Source organism: Actinomyces qiguomingii (genome assembly GCF_004102025.1).
GTDB lineage: Bacteria > Actinomycetota > Actinomycetes > Actinomycetales > Actinomycetaceae > Actinomyces > Actinomyces qiguomingii.
Map to the genome: position 1 here is coordinate 2,942,231 of NZ_CP025228.1, position 23,247 is coordinate 2,965,477.

Here is a 23,247-nt window from a genome sequence, read left to right on the forward strand (position 1 = left end):
CGTGTGGACGAGTCGCACCGACGGGGCTTCAGGCCCGTGGCTCGAGGCTCGTGAGAATCAGCACCGTAGTCGTCGACCTGGTGCTGAGGGAGGCGTATGCGTCCTCCTCAGTCGGCCAGCCGGTGAAGTTGATGTCGGTGTAGGCCCCCCACTCCGGGCCGGGGAACAACGGAATAACCGGCCAGATCTCAAGGAAGCGAGCCTGGATCTGCTTGCAGATCTCCTTCTGCTCGGCCTCGTCGAACGTGGCGGCGAACTCCGCCAGAAGAGCGGTGGCCTCTTGGTCGCCCAGGCGGTGGTAATTCTCGAATGTCTGCTCGCCGACCGGCTTGACCTTGTCCACCGACATGGCGGACTGGTAGTAGGTGTAAGGCGTGGCTCCGACAGAGGACCAGCACACCGCGGTATCAAAGCTTCCGTTCTCCAGGGAGGACGTGACCTCGGACCAGTCCGGCGAGTCCACGGTGGCAGTGATCCCAACATCGGCCAGATTCTGCACAATGATCTGCGCAACGCTCAGCCAGTCCGAGGATGTTGAGCCCACCGAGATCGAGAAGCTGAGCTCGCTGCCGTCGGGATTGCTGCGCCTGCCATCGGGGCCCTTGGTATAGCCGGCGTCGTCGAGCGCCTTTTCCGCAGCCGACACGTCATAGGTGCACAGCGGGGACTCGAGCACTTCCGGATCCTTCCACTCGTCGAATCCCTCCCCCATCCCCGTAGTGTCGACCGGGTCGGCATAGCCGCTCATGCCCGTTAGGCACACAGCCTCACGATCGACGGCTTGGCTCACCGCCTTGCGGAACGCGGGGTCGTTGAAGGGCGCCTTGGTGGTGTTCAGCGTCCACTGAATCGTTGAGCCGATACCGGGGAACCAGTAGTGGCGGTGCTCGGAGTCCTTGTCCACATAGGCGGTCTGAATGTCCGCCATGTATTGCGGCGCCCAGTCGACGTCACCGTTGATGGCGGCCAGATTCGCGCCGTCGTTGCCTGCGAAGGCGAGCATACGGATGCCGGGAATCTTGACCTTATCCTTCTGCCAGTAGTTCGGGTTGGGCATGAGGTCGAAGGACTGCGCCTGGAAGTTGGCGATCTCCGTGAACGGACCGGTTCCGACCGGGTTCTCGTTGGTGTCCTTGGCGGGGTCGGCGATCTTGGACCACACGTGGTCTGGCGTGACGAGCTGCTGGCCGAGCTCGTACAGGGCCACGGAGTACGCGCGGGAGAAGGTGAATACGACCGTGTGATCATCCTCGGCGGAGACCGTGTCCAGGTAGTCGTAGCCGCCAAGCGTTTTGAGCTGGACGTCGAAGGTGGTGACCACGTCCTGGGCGACAAGAGGATTGCCATCGGACCACGTGACATCCTCACGCAGGTGGAAGGTCATGGACATGCCGTCATCAGCGACCTCCCACGACTCGGCCAGCCACGGCACGGTATCGCCCCGCACCGCGTTAAAGATCAGCATCGGCTCGTACACGGCTTGCGCGGTCATAGGCGCGCTGTTGGGGGAAAACGGATTGAAGTTGCGGGTGAAGGTGCCCATGTCCTCGCGAGGGATCGTGAGCAGTCGACCGGAGCCCTCGGCGGAGTCGGTTGAGCAGCCGGCCAGTGCGAGAAGGGCCGTTACCGAGCCGATCATCCCTCCGGCGAGGGCCTGGCGACGGGACAGGGATATGGGAGACATGTCAGTGGTTCCTTTCGTCATTGAAGGGTGGAGTCGGTGGGGGTCAGAGCATGTGTGCGGTGTACTGCACCGGGTGGGATATCGCCAGCGGGCGGGCCGCGCAGTAAGCGATTAGACGGACTGGCGCGCCACCAGCGCACAGTCCATAAACTGTTGGCGGGGCACCTCCTTACCGTTGGCCATGGCGTCAAGGGCGTCTACCCCGTACCGGCCCAGTGATTCGAAGGGCAGCGCCACCGTGGTGAGCCCGGGGCGCAGCCCTTCGGCAACGATCTCCTGGTTGTCGACGCCCACCACGGCAATGTCTCGGCCAACACTCAGACCGCGCTCCTTTATTGCGTCATAAGCACCCATCGCCATACGGTCATTAGCGCAGAAGATGGCAGTGGGCGGCTGGTGGTCCTCCAGCAGCCGACGGGCCGCAAGGTAACCGCCCTGGGCAGTCGCACCGCCGACGACGATGAGCGACTCGTCCACCGGCACGCCACATTCGGACAGGATCCGCTCGTAGCCCCGGCGGCGCCCTACAGCAGCCGGAATTGCGGGATCGAGCTCGATGAGACCGATCCGACGATGCCCCGCATCAGCCAGAGCGCGGGTGGCCAACACCCCGGCCTGCTCCTCGTCGGGTAGCACCGCAGGAATATCGGTGTCGGCATCGAAGCAGTGCACCAACACGGTCGGTAGTTCCGCAGCCTCTTGCGGAAGATGCACCGCCCTGTGCGAGCCGGTTGCGTAGATGATCCCCTCGACTCTGTGTTCGAGCATCGTGGCGAAGGCCTGCTTGTCCAGCTCCGGCTCACCGGTGGAGGCCATAATGAAGATGGTCCTCCCGAGTTGCGCCGCACGCCGTTGCGCTCCGACGACGGTGGCTGCGGCGAAGGGGCCGGTAACGATCTCGGTGACCATACCCAAGATGCCCGTGCGCCGCTTCGCAAGGGCCCGCGCACCGGCATTGGGCCGATAACCTACGGTCTTGGCCGCAGCAAGCACCTTCCGGCGGGTCTCTTCCGGGATGGCACTGCCGGGACGGTCGTTCAGCACGAAGGACACCGTTGTGCGTGACACCTCAGCGACCCGAGCAACGTCGGCCATCGTCGCACTACGCCGCCGTGCAGCCATGAGTCTTCCTCGATTCTCGGCAAGCCACAGTCTGATACACCCTCGATTACGCGCGTTACTAACGCGCGTAACTGGAGCGCGATAAGATGTTAGCCACAGTCAGGAAGCACGCGTCAAGACCCGCACACACCTAGTCGACGTGATGCTCATCACAGTGTGACGGCGATGAGCAGCCCTCCAGTCTGGATGTCGGCACCGATTCGCGATCGCTCCGCTTCGCAGGCGTGCCGGACGGCTGCGGCAACACGCTCTATTCGGGCTTGTGCGCCACCAGGGCGATGCCCACCATGTCCTGCTCGTAGCGCTTGAAGGTACGTCGCATAAGCAAAACACGACGGCGCAGTTCGGAGTCGGTCAGGACGTTGCGGGCGATGCGGGCGAAGCCGCCCAGCCCCTCGTCGCGCAGATTACGGCCCAGCTTGAGCAGTGCCATGGGGGCCGTGCCGACCCAGTCGACCTCGAGGCCGGCATCCTGGAGCAGCTGCCGCCAGGAGGCCTGCGTCATGGGGCGAGCGTTGACGTGAATGGCGCGCGCCAAGTCCTTGCGCAGCTCGGTATAGCGGGTCTGGTCGATGTCGTCCGGGACCACACCGAGCTCATGAATGGCGTAGCGCCCTCCAGGACGCAGCACCCGGGCCGCCTCCGCAACAATCGCCGCTTTGGCCTTATCACTCTGCATGGTCAACATGGCCTCACCGATGACCACATCGGCACTGGCGTCGGGCAGCGCGGTATGCGCGGCCTCACCCTGTTTGACTATGCCGCGGTCGCCGACCACCGCAGCCACACGCCGGGCGGCATCGGGATCCCGGTCGATGGCTGTGTACGAGGCCGGGGCCGCGGCAATAATCTCCGCCGCCGTGCGCCCCAGTCCAGGGGCGAGTTCAACGACGTCAGCACCGGCCAGACGAGCACGGCCCAGCATGGCCGTGGACAGTGCGGCACCACCGGGGCGCAGGACGCGCTTGCCGGCACGAGCCAGCACCCAGTGACCGGGCGCACTGGCCATCGGACGGTCGGCATAGGGCAGGGGCGGTTGTGATGAGCTGACGGGAACAGTCACCGGCTCAGTCGCCTCGGGAGTGCCACTGGCCTCGGAAATAGGACGTTGGTCTGCCATGTGCAAAAGTTTAGCCTCACCTCACGCCGAAGCCATAAAGTGGTGCCGCGCACACCTATTGCCACCGTGCCCAGCACAGCTCAGATGCGCTCGTCACCACCGCCGAGGAGTACTCCCAGGGCCAGGCGCGTTCCTCGCCGCACCGCCTAACATCAAGACCGATGCCGGGCGCCAGGCGAAGCAGCAGGCGATTTACGCCTGCCACCACGCCCGCACTGAAGGAGACGAAGCAGTCATGGAAGCACAGATGCTCAAGGGCCAGGTCGCCCTGATAACCGGGGCCAGCTACGGGATGGGCCGCACAATGGCCGAGCTGTTCGCCGACGAGGGAGCCGCCGTAGCCGTCACCGCCCGCCATGCCGAGCAACTCGACGACGTCGTTGAAGCCATTCGCGCCAAGGGCGGGCGGGCGGTCGGCATAGTTGCGGACGTCACCAGTCTGGAGGACACCGAGCGAGTCTTCGCCCGCGTGCTGGAGGAGTTCGGCGACCTGGACATCCTCATCAACAACGCCGGCATCGGTGAGCAGAAGACGATCGATGACACCGACGACGACTGGATGCTCTACGTCATGAACACCAACCTCGCCGGTCCCATGCGCTACATCCGCGAAGCACTGAAGATCTTCCGGCCCAAGAACGCCGGATGCATCATCAACATCTCCTCGGTCAACGGGGAGCGGCCCTTCTGCGGCGCCGCTTATACCTCCACCAAGGGCGGGCTGAACACTTTGACAAAGAACGTGGCCATGCTGCTTAACGACACCGATATCCGCTGCAACGCCGTCGCCCCCGGTGCCACGGTGACGCCTGCACATGTGGCCAACAAGGCCGGCGAGCAGCCCGGGGGAAAGAAAATGCTGGAGCATTCTCAGCATTACGTCTACTTCCCCGGTCCGGAGTGCGACCCGATGGACCAGGCCTATGCGTGCCTATACCTGGCCTCAAAGATGGGCCGGGCCGTGCGCGGTCAGGTGATCCAGGTCTGCAACGGCGCCTTCCTCTAGCCTTCCCGTGGCAGAACTATGCCGCCAAGCGACCAGTTCAGATGGCGCGTAACCACCTTCCACCGGGGGGGGCAGCCGGTCACCTGGCCTGAGTCGTCTCACTTTAGTGCCCTGCGGTGTTCAGGTTGTTGAGGATTTGCTGCGCGGTCTGGGTGGTCTGGGGTTGGGCGGTGATGTGGTGGCCGTTAATGGTGATGGTGACTTCTTGGAGTGGTCCCAGTTCGCGTACGAGCCGTTTGATGGTGATGCCGGTGGCGGCTTGTAGGTGGCGGGCGACGGCCAAGGCGGCCATGACGACGGTGAGGTGGGCCTGGATGGCGTGGTGGGTGTGGTGGAAGACGGGTCTGGCCTTCAGGTCGTGCTTGGACATGCGCAAGGGACTGCTCTACGTGCCACAGCTCGTGGTAGGAGGCGATCACCTGGCTGGCGGGCATCACGGTGGCGGGGATATTGCTCACGTAGCCTTTCAGCCCGGCCAGGCGCTTGGCGCGGGCCAGAGCCTTCTCAGCCCGGCCAGCCGCTTGGCGCGGGCCAGAGCCTTCTCAGCCCGGCCAGCCGCTTGGCGCGGGCCAGAGCCTTCTCGTCCAGGACCTGGTCGCCCTTACGGGTGGTGACGAACCTGGTGGCCTTGGGGCGCCGCTGGCCGGCGACCACCGCCCTAGCCTTGTTCTCCTGCGCGGTGAGGGTCTTGCTGGTGCCGGGCGAACCGGCGCGCGCTGTAGGCCCAGATCGCCCGCCACGACCCGGGATACGCCTGAGCACTCCAGACGGGCTCATCGCGGACGTTCCGGTCGCGTTCCCTGCTGGTGGCACCTTTACGTGGGGTGATGGTGTCTATGACCTGCCCGTCAGCCAAGGCGTCCCCATGCCAGGTAAAGTGCGCCGCCAGGTCCGCCGGCGCCTTGGTCATGCGCGAGCCCACAATGAAGCCCATACCCGCATCATGAAGGGCCCAAAGGTTGCCGGCTGAGAGCATGCCAGCGTCCGCCACCACCAGGTGCTCGATCCCCGACGCCTCCCGCAGCTCCTGGATCATGGGGATCAGCGTGCTGGTCTCGGCCTTGTTGCCCTCCCAGCAGCCTATCTGTAGGGGGAAGCCCGTCCGGTCCACCAGCAGCCCCACAATGACCTGTGGGTCGACCCTGCGCTCCTTGGAGTAGCCCACCCGCCGCAGGGAGTCTTCCTTCTCGACCTCGAAGTACAGGGTCGTCACGTCATACAAACACAGACTGAGGTCGCCGCGGCCGGTGACGTGCCGCAGGCAGGCCGCCTGAATGCGGGAGCGGTAGTCACCGGTCATGCAGCGGGCCAGGGACCGGAACAGGGAGCGTGGGGTTACGGCGTCAATTCCGAGCTCGCCCAGCACGGCGGGGACCTGCTCCTTACTGGTGGGCTCCACGAGACGGGCCGGCACCATCTGCATAAACCTCTCATCCCCACCAGTAGCCTCACTCAGGCCCAGCGTCTCATACGCGCCCGTTAGCACATCCCACAGCAGGACCGAACGCTTAGCCTCCGCCACCGCCGGCGCGGCCTGGCCGGCGGCCTGAGGTGTCAGGCCGGCCAGGTCCAGCACACCCTGGCCGCCCCGGATCGTCTCCCTGCCGTCCTGAATCAGGGCCGCCAGCTCCGCCTCGTCGTGCGCTGAGCCCAGGTGCTCCACAATCCGGCGCACACCATGCTCCTTAGCCACGATCTGCACCGCCGTAGCACCAGAAGCGGTACGCACCTTACGAACATACCGGCTCACACCCCATCACTCTACAGGCCACCGGATTGGTGCCCCACGACCACCAACCCAACCACGCCACACCAACGAAAAACCCCGATCCCGACGTCATGTCACCAAAAACGGCACGAGTCAGGTCCGAGCCACTTCGTTCAAGCAGGCGGCCGGGCGGCGGGCAACTGCGTCGAAAGTGGCACAGAATGCAGCACTTTCCCACCACACCAAACCCACATCGGAGGCAGCAGACGCGTAATCATGCGGTTCGACTCTCCACCGAGAACGATCGACGTTCGAAAGTGCTGCATTCCATGACAGCTACGGCTGCTTCGCGGCCCGCACCAGCCCGGACTCGTAGGCGGCGATCACCAGTTGCGCCCGGTCTCGGGCGCCCAGTCGCGACAGCAGGGCGGTGACGTGACTGCGACGGGTGGCGCGGGTGATCCCAAGTTCCGCCTCGATCTCGGTGTTCGACATTCCGCGGGCGATCAGCGTGAGCACTTCGCGTTGCCGCGAGGTCAGGGTCTCCAAGCGCGCAGTCGAGGAGGTCGCAGCGGGCAGGCAGTGATCAAGCAGCCGGGCGAACACGTCCTTGTCAGCCCGAAGACGACCTCGCAGCCAAGCCCTCCGCCGAACCACCACGGGCTATCGACCGGAGCGCGGTGCCTCGGTCCGGCATGTCGTGGGCAGGCCCGCCATCAACCGCTCGGTGTTCGCACCGAAACCCCCGCACTCGCACCGGGACCCCCGCACTTGGAGCAGGCTTCTTCTGTTAGGCCGTCTGAAAGCGCGTCCGAGACATAACAGCGCGTATGAGACGGTCCAACCCCAGACACGGTCCAACCGCAGGAGCCCGGTCCAACCGCAGGCAGGCGATCCAACTGGGAGCGGGCGGTCCAAATCCCTGGACGAAAGGGCGCCCACGAGCGCCTGGGAGCAGCACGCCTTGCCCACGCCACCCAGGCAGGGGCGGGAAACATGCCGGCGCCGGGCACTCCCGGCGGCGTGCCAGGGCGACGTTTTGCACGACCCTGGGCGACGCTACACATCCCTCGTGCGCGTTCCACGACCGCGGACGTGCTGGGGCGGGCGATCGCCGGCAACGCTACACAGCCCTCATGCGCGTCCCACGCCCCCGGAGTGGTCGTACAACACACCAAGGTCGTGCAGCACATACATAGGCGCAGGACGAACGCCACCACCACCCCGACACACACCCGCGACAACCCCACCACCACACCCCCAAAACCGGAAGAGCCGGTTTAGCTGCCACCGGTACTGATGATGCGGTGAGTCTATGGGCCTAGATCACCCTCTGGGACGAATCGTCGTAATGATCCGCTCGGTACTCGCCCGCCGATGCACCGACGGCGACTACGGCGGCACGCAGGTGAGGCTCGGCCCAGTCCCAGGCGATGCGCTCCTGCTCCAAACGCACTCCCCCGCGGTCGAGCAGAGCAGTACGCGTCTGCTCCTCCGCTGCTGTCAGCCGGGTCAAGCGACCTGCCTGCGGGTGCGGATCAGGAACGCACAGACTATGGTGACGATCCAGTGTGGCGGTATCCATGAGTACTGAGGTCACGTCGCCGTGGTGGTGACGCATTCGATCCAGGATGGCGAAGCCGTCCTGGTCCAGGTCGCCCCAGTACACCAGGGGCAGTCTGGTAGCCCAGGGCAGTGCGCCCATGACGTCCACGGCGTAACCGCCCCCGTGTATGGCGATCACGCCTTCCATGTCCGGCAGCGACAGCAGTGATTGCCGGTTCTCACACACGACGACCACCCCTGGGGCCGGGCGGCTGCCGGCCGTCCACATGGCTGCCAGCTGCTCAGAGTCAATCCGCAGGTGACGGATGGCGGAACCGGCGGGCATGCCCGGCGCCCGGGGGCGCAGCGCCGGATCAAGCACTATCACGTCGCGTGGCCGCGTCTCCTGGCGCAGGCCCAGATCCCGACCGCCGGGCAGAGCGTCCAGCTCCCGGCGGGCCGCCAATAGCGTCTGCACCAGGGAGCGGTGGCGCTCCAACCACTTGGTGTCCATACCCTCCACGGGTACCTGGCGCAGCAACATGCCGGAATCGGGGTGGGCGGCCATCCAGTCGATGACGCGCAGTGCCCGGTCGAAGTTCTCCGCGTCGCATTTGCGCACCGCCGCCAGCACCTGACCGACAGCAGTCGCGCAGGCCTCCCGCGCGGCGTCGGTATCCGCTCCCCACTGGTGGGCTAGGTGATTAACGCGCCCGTTGAGCAGATCCCAGTCCTCCAGGTTCCCGGTCAGTTGCGCCACCGCCCGGGGCTCGTTGATCTCCACTCGCACCGGCACTAGCTGCCGACCCAAGCCGGACCAGGCGCGTTCCTCGAAGTTCACCCGCCAGGGCAGGGTTCCGGAGTCGGCCTTCTCCCAGGCGGAGATCCAGCTGGCGACGTGCGCGGGGTCCCTGCGGGCCTGCGCGGCGGTGGGCGGGTGCAGCGGCAGCGCCACAGGCCAATTCGGGGCGGTTCCCGCCGCCGCCAGCCAGGTCACGACGCCGCGCCGGTAGCGCACGGCGAGCAGCTCGCGCACCTCCTGCGGGGAACGCATTGCCGTGCCCGGCATATCAGCTCTTCCCGTCCTCGGCGGGGGCGCCGTCCTCAATGAGGATTTGTCCGATCTGCGAGTCGCGTCCGGTGGGGTTGGATACGGTGGCGGCACCGCCCACGTGCGGGCCAATCACTTGCAGCATCTTCAACGGGGTGGCCAGCACGAGCTGGAAACGGAAGGAGTCAAAGACCTCCAGGCTCGCCCGGGTGAAGTTCACGTCGGTTTTGTCGAAGGCCTCGTCCAGGGCGACGGTCCCGTAGCGGGGCGCCTGCGCGCCGGCATCGGCCAACTGGTAGCGCAGCGCCGCTGCCAGGCAGAAGGTGACCAGCTTCTGCCCCTGCCCGCCGGAGCGGCCGCCACTGCCCTCGTAGACGTCGATCATGGCGCCGGAGTCGTCGTACTCGACGGCCACGAAGGTGATGTGCAGGCGCGTGTCTAGCACTCGACGCCGCCAGCTGCGGTCCGTGGTCTCGGCGGAGCCGAGCCGCTCGAGCAGGGCGTTCATCCTTCCGAAGCGTGCCTCGGCTCCGGCGGCATCATCCCGGTTGAAGGCGCCCTCGGTTATGGCCTTGAGGTCGGCGAGGAACTCCGTCACCTCCCCGGAGCGGCATGAGCGCGTCTCGATGCGCAGCCAGTGCTGCTTCTCGCGGTCGAAGGGGGTGGCGGCCAGCGACTCGTTGACCGGCGTGATGCGTTTACGCACCTGGCGGTCGGAGCCCTGGATTCGGAAGGCCAGCTGCCCCAGGTTGTTCTGCGACTGTTCCGCCAGCAGCTTGTGGAAGCGCTCCTCGAACTCCGGCAGTCGGTCGGAGCGCAACTGGTCGAGCAGCAGCAGGAAGTCGGGGACCGAGGCGACGTCGTCGGGCACCAGGTTGACGGCGCGGCCGGGCCACTGCTGCGCGTACAGGCGCTGCTGGCGCAGGAGCCGGTTCTCGGCGGCGCCGAGGGCGCCTTGGGCGCGTCTCTCCTCGGTTTGCAGGTCCTGGCGGACAAGACCGACGAGTCTGCCGATGCTCGCCCGGTTCAGGGTGCGTCCATGCGCACGCAGTCGCTCTTGCAGCTCCTGCGCCTCAGTCTGGGTCAGTTCACGTCCGGCCAGCAGCTGCTCGGCGTCGGAGATGGTCCGCTCGCAGCGGCGCGCCGCCTCCTCCAGGCTCCCCCGCGTGGCCAGGCTCTCCTCGAGTTCGGCGTGCAGGATACGTCCCTGTTCACGCAACTGCTCATGACGACGGCGTAGGGGCGCTAGTTCCTTGTCCGCCGATTCCAGGGCATTGCGTAGCGTGTCCAGTTCGGCACGCAGGCGGGCGGCACGCTCCTGGCCTGCGGCAACGTCGATCTCCTCCCAACCGACCGCGGCAACGCGCGTGTAGGCATTGGCGCGCCGCACACGTTCGCGGCGCTCTTCCTCCAGGGAGGCGATTCGCTGCTGTGCCCGCTCACGATCCTGCTCGGCCCGGGCCAGACGCCCGCGCAGCTCCTCCACCAGCTCCTCGTTGCGAGTGCCGATCACCCAACGGGAGGTGTCGTCAATGCGGAAACGGTCGTCCTTGATGTGCCGGGAACCGCCCTTCACCAGCCCCTGGATGGTCAGGGCCCGGCGGTGTGCGGACAGTTCGGCGACGTCGTCGACGCACACATGCGGGAAGCGCCGCGACAGCTCGGCGCGCATCCACTTCTCGAAACGTCCCGGGGCGACGGCGAGCTTGCGTGCCGCGGCCCGCGGATCGGTCGACTCCACACGGGTGTCGGTCAGGTCAGCGCGTACGAACTCCAGGCGCATCCCCAGGTGCTGGTCGTTGATGAGCCGCGCGACCTGTTCGAACAGTGCCTCAGGAACCACCAGGGTGCGGGCGAATCCGCCCATGAGCCGCTCCAGTGCGCCGGCCCATTGCGGGGCGGTGATATCGGCGAGCTCACCGGCATAGGGCAGTGCGGCCGGCGGCTGCCCGATGGTGTCGGCCAGGCGGTCGCGCAGTTCGCTGCGGCGAGAGTCGATGCGGGAGCGGCGGCGAGCCAGCGAGGACAGTTCCTGCCTGAGCGCACTCAGCCGGGCGTCGGCCTCGGCGCGTCGGGCAATCGGTTCGGCCAGGCGGTCCGCGTCCTGGACCGCGGCGAGATGGTCGGCCTCCTCCTGCAGTACGCGGGTGACGCGGGCGTGCTCGGCGCGGCTGGCGGGCGGATCCACCTCCAGCTGCGCCAGCTGATCCGCGTAGTCTCGGTGGGCCCGCCGCCTGCGATCTAGATCGGCCTCGGCTGCCTCCAGGGCGTTCTCCGCATCGGTGAGTCTGCCGCCACCACCCTGGATGATCGCATCGCGCATGGTCTGCTGATCGGCCTCGTTGGCCTCCAGGTCGGCTCGCAGCTGCATTAGCTGGGCGTCCAGGTCGGTGCGCCGGGCGTGGATGCGCTCCAGCTCGTGCTGAGCCTCCTCGCGGCTGACGCGAGCCTCGTACACGGGCAGCAGGTCCTGGTGATGTCGGGCCCGGTCACGGGTGCGTTGGGCGGCCTCGCGACGTTTCCAGTCCTGGCGCAGCGGGTCTAGCACCTCCACCTGTTTGCGGGCGTCAACCACGGCGGCGTGGGCAGCCCGCAGCTGGACGAACTGCTCCACCGCGGTATCGGCCAGGTTGAAGGTGTCGGGCTCGTCCAGCATGAAAGTACGCAGCAGCGCATCCAGCGAGTTCAACGACTTAGCGGCCAGGGCGCGGTGCAGCAGCCGCTGCGCGGTAAGCGTGCCGATACCCAGTCGGCGGCGCAGGGCAGCACCGAAGTTCGGGTAGCGGCCGGATACCTGGGCGCTGGGGAAGGCACTGGTGATGCGCCGGGCGTTGATACCCCGGTGGATCAGCGGGACCCACTCGGTCAGGTCGATCGGGCCGTCCAGTAGCACGAAGGCGCTGGACAGGTCTTGTGCGGACAGGGAGGAGCCCTTGACGTGGAACACGCGTACGGCACTGACGGTGGTAACGGCTGTGTGCTCCCCGGCGCCGACAGGCGCGCCATTGGTCCAGGTCATGGAGATGGCCGAGCAGGTGGGGCCGGTGCGCAGGTGGGCGGTGCGGATCTCCTGGGTCTCGTCGTCGGACTGTTTGCGGTAGGCGCCGCGCACATAGGACATCAGGCCGCGTTCACGGTCCCCGGTGGTGGTGCCGGAGGCGGCGGCGTTGAAACGCGCCTCGCCAGGGGGCACCATGATGGCGGTCATGGCATCCAGGATGGAGGACTTGCCCGACCCGGACTCGCCGGTCAGCAGCAGGCCGCGCCGCGGCACGGAGATCACATGGTGGTCGGTGAAGGTGCCCCAGTTGATCAGCTGCATCTCGGCGAGTCGGTACTGTCCGGGCGCCGGTTCTGCCACGGCGGGATCGGCGGCATCGAGGGCGTCGAAGAGATCAGGCATCGGTCGTCTCCCCATCGGCTGGTGCCTGCGCGACGGCCTGTCCAAAGCCCTCGTCGGCTGCCGTGTCCTCCCGGTCACCGGTCTCCTCCGCCCGTTGACCGCGGGCCGCCAGGTACTCGGCCTCGAGCCCGGCCACGACGTCGGGGGTGACGATCAGGGCGAGGATCGGCATGATCTCGTAGCGGTCGTCCGCCTCCAGCGGGGTGAGGATCTTGTAGTCCACCATGCGTTTGACGGCGGCACGGGCGCGCCTGGCCACCAGGGCGAGGTCCGTATCCCCGGGGTCGCGGTATTGGGACAGGTTGTCGACCATCTCCTCCATGCCCACATAGGCGCGCTCCCCCGCCGCCGCGGCGCGCAGCAGTAGGTGACGTAGGTGCAACAGCAGGGCGGTGTCGGCGAAGCTGAGTGTCACCTTGCGCATGAGTCCCGGTCCGGCACCGTCGATATCGGCGTTGCGGGCGAAGGCGATCTCCTCATCCAGATCCACAGCCAGGTCCAGGAAGAGGTCTGCCAAGCGGGAACGGATGATGCGCTCATGGGCGACTAGTGTGGCCCACAGGTTGGGAGCGGTGCTCTGGGAGACGTAGGGGCCCTGCACCAGGCGCACCAGCACGGCGCGGACCTCGGCTGGCAGGGTGCCGGTGTCCCCGGGCCACAGGGCGTCGGCCAACTGGGTGTCGTCTGCGGCCGATGCCTCAGAGGCGGCGGCTTCGGGTTCTGCCACAGCGGACATGGCAGTCGGGGTGTCGACGTCGTCCGTGGGCATGGTCATCGCGGCTCCTCGAAGGGCTCGGGGTTTTCAAAACGGTAAGTGCTGGTGACGCGGGCCGCAACCATCGCCTCCCCCTGCCGCCACGAGACGTGCTCGTCCTTACCGGTTGGCCTCCCGTGACGGGTTCCAAGCACATACAGGCCGACCACGGAGGCCAGCCCCTGAGTGGCGGGGTACTGGGCGAGCACCTGGCCGATGGTGGCCGGACCGCGGGCGCGCAGGGTCCGGGCCACATTGGCGCGTAGCTCCTCGAAGTCGATCTCGGATTCGCGCACCAGGGCGTGCAGCGTCTGCCAGTCCACGGCGGTACCGCGGCGGGTGGTGACCTGCCGGGGCGCCTCCACCTCGGAGGGCACGTGCAGGGCCAGGCGCCCCACCGAGCGCAGGCTCGCCGTCGTCAACTCCATCTGCCATTCCATGCGGTCCAGCAGCCTCAGGGAGCCGGCCGCCTCCACGCCGGCATGTTGGGCGGCACGCAGCCTCTCCCCCAGTTCTCGGTAGGCCTCGAACTGCCGGGACTGGACGAACTGGCGCAGGGAGCGGGAGAAGTTGCCCATGGTGCGAGACACGTCCAGGGATTCCTCCTGCAGCCGCAGCAGGTAGTCGCTCAGGTAGGCCATGGTGCCCGCGGGCACGTGCTCGGTAAGCGGCCGTGCGGCGAGGGCGTCGACGGCGTCGGTGAAGCGGCTGCCCGACTCGGCGTCCATGACCAGGCCGTAGAAGGCATCGAAGGACCGGCCCTCGGGGCTGTCGTGAATGCGGTCCACACCCAAGAAGACATCTTCAAGTACGTCACCTTGCGGGGAGTCGTCCTCAATGAGGTCCTGACGCAGGCGGCGGTTGAGGGAGGCCATGGACTGGCGCACGCGTGCGAAGTCGGCCGGAACATCGCGGGCGTCGCGCATCACATCCATCAGTCTGGCGGCCGCCACCCGCGGATCGGCGGGTGCGAAGTCACCGGCCCGAGTGCGGGCGATGCGCTCATCAATGCGTCTACGCTCCGCTTCCAGGGCGGACAGGCGGGAGCCGAGGGAGTCGTCGGTGTCGTGCGCCAGACGCTCCAGCTCGTCCATGATCATGGTCAGGCGCGATTCGGTGACGGTGGAGCGTGGTTCGGCCAGCTTCTCCAGGAAGCGGATGGCGTCATGTCCAGCGGGCGAGAGCTCAAAAACCTCGCCGCGCCCAGCCGGGGCCGGGTGCCTTATCAGCAGGCCGGAGCGCAGCCAGTCGGCGCAGTACGCACGGGCGGTGCGGTCAAGTTCGAAACCCTGGCGGCGTAGTTCCTCCAGGTCGGCATCGATGAGCTCGTAAAGCTCGGCGGCGGGTAGGCTCCGATCCTCCCCGCCCAAATAGGTGGCCAACTCTGCGGCTACAACGGGCATCGTCTCTTGGCGCATGAGTGCCAGAATCGGCGACTGCTCACGCAGGCGCTGCAGCGCCAACGCCATGGTCACCGCAGACATGGGTGGGTTCCTCTCTCGTAGCACGCAGCATCCAGCCGTCGATCCCGACGACAAGCGTAAGCCTAATCCCAAGGGGTTCGGCGAAGTCAGTGGTTGGTTGCCTAATGGCCGGGCTTTCAGTGTGTTAAAACGGGTACGGCGCGGCCTGTCAAGCCCCGGGTTGCGTAGAGGTTGTTTATCTGGCGCGGCGTATGCCGGCTGGGGTTGGTTGGTGGTGGTCTGCTTGCAGACGTCTTCGGCGTCGGCGTTGTCGGTGTCTTCTTGTGATGGTGGGATGTAGGCCAGGTCGTGCTCGATCGGAGCGTGTATGCCTATGACGGAGTGAGGCCGGGTCGTGCCAGGCCAGTTGCGCCCACTCGGCGGTGGCGAACACGGGCGTCGTCGATACCCTGCCTGGGGTGCCGTGAGCGTCGAGGTAGTGGCGGCCTAAGGATGAGTTCGGCCCCGTACAGCCAGTATCAGGGCCCCGGCCTCCGCGCAGGGGCTCGGCAAAGTTGGTGTGTGGTTAGGGGGTTGTTAGGAGTTTGATGGCTTTGGTGGGTCTTCGTGTCATGGCCCGGTTGGCTGAGGCGATGCTGGTGGTGGCCGGGTCGTCGTAGATGGTGCGGATCAGGCTTATGGCCAGGTTCCGCAGGGTGGCCATCACCTGCGGCCCGGAGCCGGTGCGCAGTTGGTGGCGGTCCTCGTCATAGGTCACGTCCCGTACCCAGTGGAGTCGGTTTTCTATCGCCCAGTGGCCTTGTATCCAGGCGGCGACTTGCTCGGGCGGGGCCTGCTCGGGCGGTATGGAGCAGACCAGGTAGACGACCTCGGTGGTGCGCTTGGACTTCTTGCTGCCGTCGGGCTGGTGCTTGGTGGTGGTGCGGGTGCGGCGTACCTGTAGTACTTGGGCCGCCCCGGGAAACTCAATCCAGTCCGGCGTTGCCACGGCTTTGATGGTGCGGCGCACCCGTCTACCGTGGGAGGTGTCAACCCCCGACACGGCGGGGACGTCCTTCCAGGGCAGGGCCTTGAGCTTGGCTTTGAGGCCGGGCTGGTTGTTCTTGACCGTCAGCAGGTAGTCGGCGCCCCGGTCGCGTATCCACTGCGCTGTGTCGGTCTGGGTGTGCAGTGCGTCAGCAGTCACGACCGCGCCGGTAAGGTCATGGGGCGCCAGCAGCTGTTTCAGGGCGGGTATCTCACTGGTCTTGTCGGCCACGCGCTGCTGGGCCACCACCGCCCCGGTGCCCTGGTCCAGCGCCGCCAGCAGGTGCGGCACCCCACCGCCACCATCATCACCGTCTCCGCTGTTGTTGTTCTTGGGTTTGGCGCCGCGCATGGTCTTGCCGTCCACCGCGATAATCCTGCGTCCGTCGATGGTGCCGGTGCGGGTGAGCACCCACGAGGCGATCCGAGCGTCAAGGTCGTCGGCGTCCAGGCCGGCCAGGGCGCGGCGGATCGTCGACTCCGACGGGATGCCCCGGTCTTGTGGTAGTCCCAGCTGCTGTAGTTGGCCGCCGGTCAGGTCCTGGGCGTGCTCCCAGATCGCCAGCAGGGTGCGGCAGCCGGCCAGCACCCCCACCGCCGCCAAAGCCAGCACCACATCGAGTCGGTGACGGCACCCGCGCCGATCACGCGGGTCCGGGACAGTGGCGAACACCCCTGTCAGGGGCTGGCGCGACAAGGCAGGAGTGGTGGATGATGACACAGCGGCGCGACCTTCCGTGATGATGTTGATTTAGCACCACATATCCTCACCGGCGGGTCGCGCCGCACCCCCACCAACACGCCGAAAAACCCTAACAACCCCCAACCCAGACACCGACTTTGCCGACCCCCTGGGCCTCCGCGAAGCCCAAAGGAAATCGCCCTTCGACCCCATCGAGGCCATCTCATCACAGTCCGAGCGGAGCCTGCCAGCACTCGGATCGCCCGGTACTGCACCCTGTTACCTTGTTGGTGGTTCCGGGTGGTCCGGCGCAGGGCCAGCCGCTGTGGACTTGATATCTTGCCCATGTCTTACCGAATGATCAGAGGGGGCGAAAGTCACCCATGGTGGCGGGCGGATGGTGATCACTGATTAGGGGAACGGACCGGGGGGATTAGCCTTGGAGTCATTTCGCAGGCGTGGGTGCGGGGTCGTCTGTCTTACAGAGTTGCGCACCAACACACGGAAGGGCGCGTAAGAGCGAATCGGACTCTGCAAAGACGTCACAGGCATCCTGTCTTATAGCCCCTTCGAAAGAACCGATAGTCTCCGCATACTCTCATCAGCCGTCGTCATTCACAAAACGCGCGTAGCCACATCCGCCTATAGACATGACCCAGAGCACCAGGACAAGCATCTTCGTCTTCCAATCGGCGGGAGCCCTAATTGTCACGAACAAATCAGAACCGAGGCTACTAGGCGCCCACTTGCCCAAGGACGTTATCGGAGCCAGCACCGTCGGGCAGACGACCAACATGCATAATGACACAACTAATGCAGGTACCAAAGACCTCAACATCAACCCGAGCGAAAAAGCCAGCAAAGCCATCACGGACAAGTAAATGCAGCTACGCATCACTACTGGCCATACCTCCTCCACCGGGCCTAGATGCGCTGCCAATGCGGACGCCGACATGGTCGCTATCGACACGCCAGCAGCCAAAAATCCTACCACCACCCCCTTTGCCGCACCCAATTTGACGCGATCGGGAACAGCGGTCATCGACGTGTATACCTGTCCGCCCTGATATTCGGTGACCGCGCCCAACACACCTATGACCAGCACGCCGTACAGGACGTAATCCGGCACCATCAGCAATGCCCCGACATCACCGTGCACCAACAACACATCTTTAGACCGCTTTGAAAGCACTAGCGTGACCGATATACCGAGGCCGAGAGTCGACGCACATGCGATCCATATCGAGGGGAGCGTCATTAACTTCTTTGACTCTGCGAAAATGGTCGCCATACTATGCGTCCCTCCTAACCCAGCACCAAGAAGCTGTCAGCACAGATGCGATCAGCCAACCAAACGTTACGAACATCGCCGAGGCGGGTTGAAGCGGCGATGATATCGGTGTGTCGGTAAGAAACATCGACACACCCGCGGTGTCCGGTAAATATCGCGCCGCATCGGTTAGCTGCGAAATCAATAAGCTGAAAGACACCACAGAACTATTAGCGACAAGCACAATCAGGGACAAAGCCCCATTGCGCGTCACGGACGTGAACGCATAGGACAACAGCGCCATAGACAGCCAATACAACACAACACCGACCGCTTTCCGGAGCAACTCACCATCCGGATCTGTTGCATAGTCTCCCAGCACGACCTTGGAAACAGCCAATGAACTTGGAAGCGTCACTATTACAAGCCCTACAGTCCAAACCGCAAGAACTGCGAGTTTGGAGGCAATTGTCTGCATTCGCTTCGGTCCGCCAACCATGGTCGTGGTCACTTGGCGACTTGCTCCGACGTTCTGAGCCGTCCTCGCATACTCACTGGACATCGCGACTACTCCGAGCACAACGATTCCGATCGTGCCGTAAGTCATTTGGCCGAATCCCGCGTCCGCAGTGGAAGCACTTACAAGACTGGACGTATCACTGGTACTCAGTGCACGGTGAACAGTGCTCGCGCTCAGCCACGCCAAACCAACCGGCACAATGAACGCGAGCGCGGACGCGACCCAGACCGATGGCAATGTCATTAGCTTCAGCAGCTCAGCCTTTACCAGGTTCATGGGGACTCCGCACTTCGCATATGGGCAAAAAACGCGTCCTCAAGATTCCCGTACGCCGCCGTAAACTCGGAGAGTGGGCCGTCGGCGGTGACACGACCTCCGGATATCATGACAACATCATCTGCTATCTCCGCCAGCTCGCTCATCAGGTGCGATGACAGCAAGACGGTGCCTCCCCGATCCGCATGTGCGCGTAGCAGGCGGCGTATCCATCTAACCCCTTCTGGGTCAAGCCCATTCACCGGTTCGTCGAGAATCAGGTATTCGGGATCGCCTAGTAGCGCAGTGGCGAGCCCCAGTCTCTGTCCCATCCCAAGCGAATACGTCCCTACACGACGACCGGATGCCTCGCTTAACCCCACCTGATCAAGCACCTCAGCTACTCGGCTTGCCGCAATCTTGTTGCTGGTGGCAACCCAGCTCAGATGTGCACGGGCGGTGCGCGTCGGATTGGCTCCGGCACCGTCGAGCATCGAACCTACTATTCTTAACGGGTTCCGTAAGTCTCGGTAGTTCTTCCCGTCAACAGTCGCCCTGCCCGAGTTCGCACGGTCGAGTCCAAGGAGTATACGCAGCGTTGAAGACTTGCCAGCACCGTTAGGCCCGACGAATCCGGTCACCTTTCCTGCCTTAGCCGTGAACGACACGTCGTGTAATACAGTCCGGGAACCATGGCGCTTCACCACCTCGTCAACTACGATCATGTGGTCGATCGTCGCATCGGCGGCTTCGAAGGGGAATCAGCCTCAGGGCGGATTCTCGCGGCACGTCAGCCCACGGGCCCATCCTGTCGAGAAGCCATCGTGTGTCCCAATCGCTCACGGAGGAGCCGCCCACGCGTATGCTGGTGCTGGTGCTGTTGCTGGTGCGGTCTTCGCCTCCAGGCCATATGATTAGGACATGTATCGCTCCGGCCCTCATGGAGTCTTAGCCCGTGCGGTAGCCGCCCTAGCGGTTGCCGGGATCGTCGTCACGGGACCGGACGACCGTGGGGGTAGCACCACCCCGGTGGTGTTGGCGACCGCCCTCGCAGCTGTGGTCTGGGCCGTTGTGGTTAGAAGCCGTGATCGTGCGAACCACTATCGTCTGGCTCGCGCACGTGCCGTCGCCGATGCTGCACGTACAGAGCGTCTCCGCCTCGCAGAGAACCTCCACGATCTGGTTTCACATCGACTCGCAGGGATTACTTTGCATGCGAGCACTGAGCCGTTGCTCGACGAGGCCGGTACGCGCCGGGCACTGAGGGACATTGAGAGCAGTGCACGTGCCGCGACTGCAGACATGCGGCAACTCCTCGCAACGCTGCGTTCGGCGGATGAGGCGTCGCTGTCGCCCTCCTCATGCTGTGCTTCCGATCCGCAGGGCTGGCGCGATGAAGTGCTTTCGTGGCGGCAGGCAGGCTTGAATGTCCAGGTATCCGAGAGCGCTACTCCGATCTACGGCGCCAATGTCAAGCGGATACTTACCTCGGTTGTTCGGGAGGCTCTGGCCAACGTCGCCCGACACGCCGGTCACGTACGAGTTCGCGTCCAGGTCTCCCGCGAAGACGATAATTTGCAGGTGACGGTTTACAACGATGTGCCTGAGCCGGGGAGACACTCGTCTGTCGGAGGAGGAACAGGACTCGCTACACTGGCACGCCGTTGTCACGAATTGGGAGGGACACTTGTGACCACCGAGGTCGGGAACGGCTTCCTTGTGGAGGCGATAATTCCGGACCCAGGCGGGAGTCGGCCATGAACACCTCCATTATTCATCAAGCGCGCACCAAAATACGCGTACTGATCGTCGATGATCAGACGCTACTGCGCCGTTCGCTCGTCACCATACTGAACCCGGTGGCGGACATCCTCGTCGTCTCCGAAGCAACTGATGCGGCCAGTTCGTTGGCAGCCGCCCGCAGTCTGCTTCCCGACGTCATACTAATGGACATACATTTGTCGAATGGCAGCGACGGCATCGAGGCGACGAGAGCGATCTGCTCCGATGCCGCACTGCGCTGCACCAAAGTGTGCATGCTCACTGTGTTCGATGATGATGCATCGGTATTTCGCGCGCTACGTGCCGGTGCCTCTGGATACCTGCTTAAGGACACGCCGCCGGAAGGCGTCATCGATGCCGTACGGACGATCAACGCGGGTAGGTCGCTGCTTTCTCCAGGAGTACTTTCAACGGTTATCGCTCATGCTCACCCCGCTGAGGTCCTCTCCGTACCTCTGTCTGCCCTCACGTCCCGTCAGACCGAGGTTCTTCGACTTGTCGCCAGTGGCTTGTCTAACGACGATATTGAAGAGAGGCTGGGCATCTCCCACTCAACGCTGAAGAGCCATATGGGTGCGTTGCTGCGCCGACTGGGCGCGCGCGATCGGGCCCAGCTAGTCATTGCCGCCTACGAAGGCGGGCTCATGGGGACGCGATAGGAACAGCAGCCAAGACGCCGTAGCCCACACGGTGCGGCGGTTCGCCGCACCGCTTGGCCGGCGTTCAGTAACGGTGAATGCCACAGGCCTCCTTGATAGGCCGGATCCGCGGCGGGAGCTGGTCCAGCGGCTTTGTGCGCGGGGCGTCGCAGGATCCTGCCTCCGCAGCGACCTCGTAGAACCAGCATTTGTGGCTCTTCGTGTTTGGGGGTGTGGTCGGCGGTGTGTTCTGGTCGGCCGTGTGACGGCCTCTTCGCTCACCCGAACGCAGTCTCCCGTGTTCGAACGTGGCGCGGCGCCCGACCTGACTCCTGACAGCTGGTTGGGGTGGTTGGGGTTTTTCGTTGGTGTGGTGTGGTTGGGTTGGTGGTTGTGGGGCACTAATCCGGTGGCGGGTAGGGTGTAGGGGTGTGAGCCCGTTTATCCGTAAGGTGCGTACCGCTTCTGGTGCTACGGCGGTGCAGATCGTGGCTAAGGAGCATGGTGTGCGCCGGATTGTGGAGCACCTGGGCTCAGCGCACGACGAGGCGGAGCTGGCGGCCCTGGTTCAGGCGGGACGGGAGAAGATCCGGGGCGGCCAGGGCGTTTTGGACCTGGCCGGCCTGACACCGCAGGCCGCCGGCCAGGCCGCGCCGGCGGTGGTTGAGTCCAAGCGCTCAGTGCTGTTGTGGGATGTCCTGTCGGGCGCGTATGAGGCCCTGGGGCTGGGTGAAGCGGTGGGTGGTGATGAGAGCTTCAGGCAGATGGTGCTGGCCCGACTCGTGGAGCCCACCAGCAAGGAGCAGGTCCCCGCCGTGCTGGGAGAGCTCGGAGTTGACGCTGTGACCCCACGCTCCTTGTTCCGGTCCCTGGCGCGCTGCGTTACCGGCGACTACCGCTCCCATATCCAGGCCGCCTGCCTGCGGCACGTGAGTGCCGCAGGGGACTTGTCCTTGTGTTTGTATGACGTGACGACCCTGTACTTCGAGGCGGAGAAGGAGGACGACCTACGACGGGTGGGCTATTCCAAGGAGCGCAGGGTGGACCCGCAGGTGATCGTGGGGCTGCTGGTGGACCGGACGGGCTTCCCGTTACGTGTTGGCTGCTGGGAGGGCAACAAGGCCGAGACCAGCACGATCGTGCCGATGATCGAGGAGTTCCGGGAGGCGTCGGGGATTGAGCACCTGGTCGTGGTGGCGGACGCCGGCATGCTCTCCGCAACCAACCTCGAAGCACTCGACCAGGCCGGCTTGGGATTCATCGTCGGGTCCCGCATGACCAAGGCCCCGGCAGATCTGGCCGCGCACTTCGCCTGGCACGGGGACGCCTTGGCCGATGGGCAGATCATCGACACCATCACCCCACGCCGCGGCACGCGCTCGACCGAGAGGGACGAGAAGCTGCGTGATGAGCCGGTCTGGAGCCCAGCGGAGTTTGCGGGCTCGTGGCGCGCGATCTGGGCGTATTCCGCCAAGAGGTTCGCCCGGCACCAGCAAGACCCTGACCTCCCAGGAGAACAGGGCCCGGGCGGTCGTTGCTGGGGACCGGCGCCCCAAGGGGACCAGGTCCGTGACCACCCGTAAGGGCGACCAGGTCCTCGACGAGAAGGCTCTGGCCCGAGCCAAGCGGCTGGCCGGGCTGAAAGGCTACGTGAGCAATATCCCCGCATCGGTGATGCCCGCCAGCCAGGTGATTGCTTCCTATCACGAGCTGTGGCACGTGGAGCAGTCCCTTGCGCATGTCCAAGCACGACCTGCGCGCCAGGCCCGTCTTCCACCACACCCACCACGCCATCCAGGCCCACCTCACCGTGGTGATGGCATCCTTGGCCGTCGCCCGCCACCTACAAGCCGCCACCGGTGTGAGCATCAAGCGGCTCGTACGCGAACTGAAGCCGCTTCAAGAGGTAACTATCACCATCAACGGCCACCACATCACCGCCCAACCCCAGACCACCCAGACCGCGCAGCAAATCCTCAACAACCTGAACACCGCAGGGCACTAAACCGTCAGGAGTCAGGTCGAACGTGGCGCGGCGCCCGAGGACGGCCTCCGCATGGTTGTTCCGGGCGGCCGCGTCCTCAAGCGCGAAGTGCTGGTTTCCGACCTTGGGGTGTGGTTTCCGACCTTGGGGTGGTCGTGAACCGCACCCCAAGGTCGTAAATCGACATCCATGGGGCGGTTTCATGGGATGGCATCACGAGGCGGACGGTTCGTCAGGTACCACCAACGATTCGGCATGAACAACGACGGCTCG

The 23,247-nt window shown here is 65.1% G+C and carries 15 protein-coding genes and 2 pseudogenes; 4 read left to right on the plus strand and 13 right to left on the minus strand.

The features are described 5' to 3' along the window. Positions 1-28: 28 nt before the first annotated feature. The 3 genes from CWT10_RS12410 to CWT10_RS12420 all read right to left on the minus strand — a co-directional run bounded on the left by CWT10_RS12410 (position 29) and on the right by CWT10_RS12420 (position 3,815). Positions 29-1,684: an ABC transporter substrate-binding protein gene (locus CWT10_RS12410; protein ID WP_103063208.1), complete on the minus strand. Its 1,656-nt coding sequence runs from the start codon at positions 1,682-1,684 to the stop codon at positions 29-31. Between the two features lie 111 nt (positions 1,685-1,795). Continuing rightward, entirely contained in the window at positions 1,796-2,806 is a 1,011-nt protein-coding gene (locus CWT10_RS12415; protein WP_103063209.1) for a LacI family DNA-binding transcriptional regulator, read from the minus strand. Between the two features lie 250 nt (positions 2,807-3,056). Further along, positions 3,057-3,815, minus strand: coding sequence for a class I SAM-dependent methyltransferase (locus tag CWT10_RS12420; protein ID WP_233188173.1), 759 nt, complete (start codon positions 3,813-3,815; stop codon positions 3,057-3,059). Between the two features lie 346 nt (positions 3,816-4,161). On the opposite strand from CWT10_RS12420, the gene CWT10_RS12425 reads away from it, so the two are divergent. Continuing rightward, entirely contained in the window at positions 4,162-4,932 is a 771-nt protein-coding gene (locus tag CWT10_RS12425; protein ID WP_103063211.1) for an SDR family NAD(P)-dependent oxidoreductase, read from the plus strand. A gap of 103 nt (positions 4,933-5,035) precedes the next feature. Here CWT10_RS12425 and CWT10_RS12430 read toward each other — a convergent pair. From CWT10_RS12430 to CWT10_RS12475, 10 genes and pseudogenes are all read right to left on the minus strand, one after another. Then, positions 5,036-6,682 (minus strand): annotated as a pseudogene (locus tag CWT10_RS12430) (IS1634 family transposase). 294 nt (positions 6,683-6,976) lie between these two features. Next, positions 6,977-7,246 carry a response regulator transcription factor gene (locus tag CWT10_RS12435; protein ID WP_244936744.1) on the minus strand — a complete coding sequence of 90 codons (270 nt, stop codon included), beginning with the start codon at positions 7,244-7,246 and terminating at the stop codon, positions 6,977-6,979. 715 nt (positions 7,247-7,961) lie between these two features. Further along, a complete protein-coding gene (locus tag CWT10_RS12440) occupies positions 7,962-9,254 on the minus strand; it encodes a DUF3322 domain-containing protein (RefSeq protein ID WP_103063003.1) in 1,293 nt (430 codons plus the stop codon). 1 nt (position 9,255) lies between these two features. Next, positions 9,256-12,639, minus strand: a complete 3,384-nt coding sequence (locus tag CWT10_RS12445; protein ID WP_158247638.1) for an ATP-binding protein — start codon at positions 12,637-12,639, stop codon at positions 9,256-9,258. Next, positions 12,632-13,414: a DUF4194 domain-containing protein gene (locus tag CWT10_RS12450; protein ID WP_103063001.1), complete on the minus strand. Its 783-nt coding sequence runs from the start codon at positions 13,412-13,414 to the stop codon at positions 12,632-12,634. The genes CWT10_RS12445 and CWT10_RS12450 overlap by 8 nt, the downstream gene beginning before the upstream one ends. Then, positions 13,411-14,877, minus strand: coding sequence for a DUF3375 domain-containing protein (locus CWT10_RS12455; protein WP_103063000.1), 1,467 nt, complete (start codon positions 14,875-14,877; stop codon positions 13,411-13,413). The genes CWT10_RS12450 and CWT10_RS12455 overlap by 4 nt, the downstream gene beginning before the upstream one ends. Positions 14,878-15,382: 505 nt before the next feature. After that, positions 15,383-16,564: an ISAs1 family transposase gene (locus CWT10_RS12460; RefSeq protein ID WP_128683221.1), complete on the minus strand. Its 1,182-nt coding sequence runs from the start codon at positions 16,562-16,564 to the stop codon at positions 15,383-15,385. Positions 16,565-17,126: 562 nt separating this feature from the next. After that, positions 17,127-17,816: a hypothetical protein gene (locus CWT10_RS12465; RefSeq protein WP_103061996.1), complete on the minus strand. Its 690-nt coding sequence runs from the start codon at positions 17,814-17,816 to the stop codon at positions 17,127-17,129. Position 17,817: 1 nt separating this feature from the next. Beyond that, on the minus strand, positions 17,818-18,591 hold the full coding sequence (locus tag CWT10_RS12470; protein WP_103061995.1) for an ABC transporter permease: 774 nt from the start codon (positions 18,589-18,591) through the stop codon (positions 17,818-17,820). Further along, complete coding sequence (locus CWT10_RS12475; protein WP_103061994.1) at positions 18,588-19,295, minus strand: ABC transporter ATP-binding protein; 708 nt, start codon at positions 19,293-19,295, stop codon at positions 18,588-18,590. Before CWT10_RS12475 ends, CWT10_RS12470 begins: the two co-directional genes overlap by 4 nt. Positions 19,296-19,491: 196 nt before the next feature. On the opposite strand from CWT10_RS12475, the gene CWT10_RS18020 reads away from it, so the two are divergent. The 3 genes and pseudogenes from CWT10_RS18020 (at position 19,492) to CWT10_RS12490 (ending at position 22,995) form a co-directional block, all read left to right on the plus strand. Continuing rightward, positions 19,492-20,331, plus strand: a complete 840-nt coding sequence (locus tag CWT10_RS18020) for a sensor histidine kinase (RefSeq protein WP_103061993.1) — start codon at positions 19,492-19,494, stop codon at positions 20,329-20,331. Further along, positions 20,328-21,011, plus strand: a complete 684-nt coding sequence (locus CWT10_RS12485; RefSeq protein WP_103061992.1) for a response regulator — start codon at positions 20,328-20,330, stop codon at positions 21,009-21,011. Before CWT10_RS18020 ends, CWT10_RS12485 begins: the two co-directional genes overlap by 4 nt. A 410-nt stretch (positions 21,012-21,421) precedes the next feature. Then, positions 21,422-22,995, plus strand: a pseudogene (locus tag CWT10_RS12490) (IS1634 family transposase). Positions 22,996-23,247 lie beyond the last annotated feature (252 nt).

Excerpts from the sequence above, each read along its gene's own strand:
- CWT10_RS12410 (WP_103063208.1), bottom strand. The coding sequence starts at position 1,684 with ATGTCTCCCATATCCCTGTCCCGTCGCCAGGCCCTCGCCGGAGGGATG.
- CWT10_RS12415 (WP_103063209.1), bottom strand. The coding sequence starts at position 2,806 with ATGGCTGCACGGCGGCGTAGTGCGACGATGGCCGACGTTGCTCGGGTC.
- CWT10_RS12420 (WP_233188173.1), bottom strand. The coding sequence starts at position 3,815 with ATGGCCAGTGCGCCCGGTCACTGGGTGCTGGCTCGTGCCGGCAAGCGC.
- CWT10_RS12425 (WP_103063211.1), top strand. The coding sequence starts at position 4,162 with ATGGAAGCACAGATGCTCAAGGGCCAGGTCGCCCTGATAACCGGGGCC.
- CWT10_RS12440 (WP_103063003.1), bottom strand. The coding sequence starts at position 9,254 with ATGCCGGGCACGGCAATGCGTTCCCCGCAGGAGGTGCGCGAGCTGCTC.
- CWT10_RS12445 (WP_158247638.1), bottom strand. The coding sequence starts at position 12,639 with ATGCCTGATCTCTTCGACGCCCTCGATGCCGCCGATCCCGCCGTGGCA.
- CWT10_RS12450 (WP_103063001.1), bottom strand. The coding sequence starts at position 13,414 with ATGACCATGCCCACGGACGACGTCGACACCCCGACTGCCATGTCCGCT.
- CWT10_RS12455 (WP_103063000.1), bottom strand. The coding sequence starts at position 14,877 with ATGTCTGCGGTGACCATGGCGTTGGCGCTGCAGCGCCTGCGTGAGCAG.
- CWT10_RS12465 (WP_103061996.1), bottom strand. The coding sequence starts at position 17,816 with ATGGCGACCATTTTCGCAGAGTCAAAGAAGTTAATGACGCTCCCCTCG.
- CWT10_RS12470 (WP_103061995.1), bottom strand. The coding sequence starts at position 18,591 with ATGAACCTGGTAAAGGCTGAGCTGCTGAAGCTAATGACATTGCCATCG.
- CWT10_RS12475 (WP_103061994.1), bottom strand. The coding sequence starts at position 19,295 with ATGATCGTAGTTGACGAGGTGGTGAAGCGCCATGGTTCCCGGACTGTA.
- CWT10_RS18020 (WP_103061993.1), top strand. The coding sequence starts at position 19,492 with ATGTATCGCTCCGGCCCTCATGGAGTCTTAGCCCGTGCGGTAGCCGCC.
- CWT10_RS12485 (WP_103061992.1), top strand. The coding sequence starts at position 20,328 with ATGAACACCTCCATTATTCATCAAGCGCGCACCAAAATACGCGTACTG.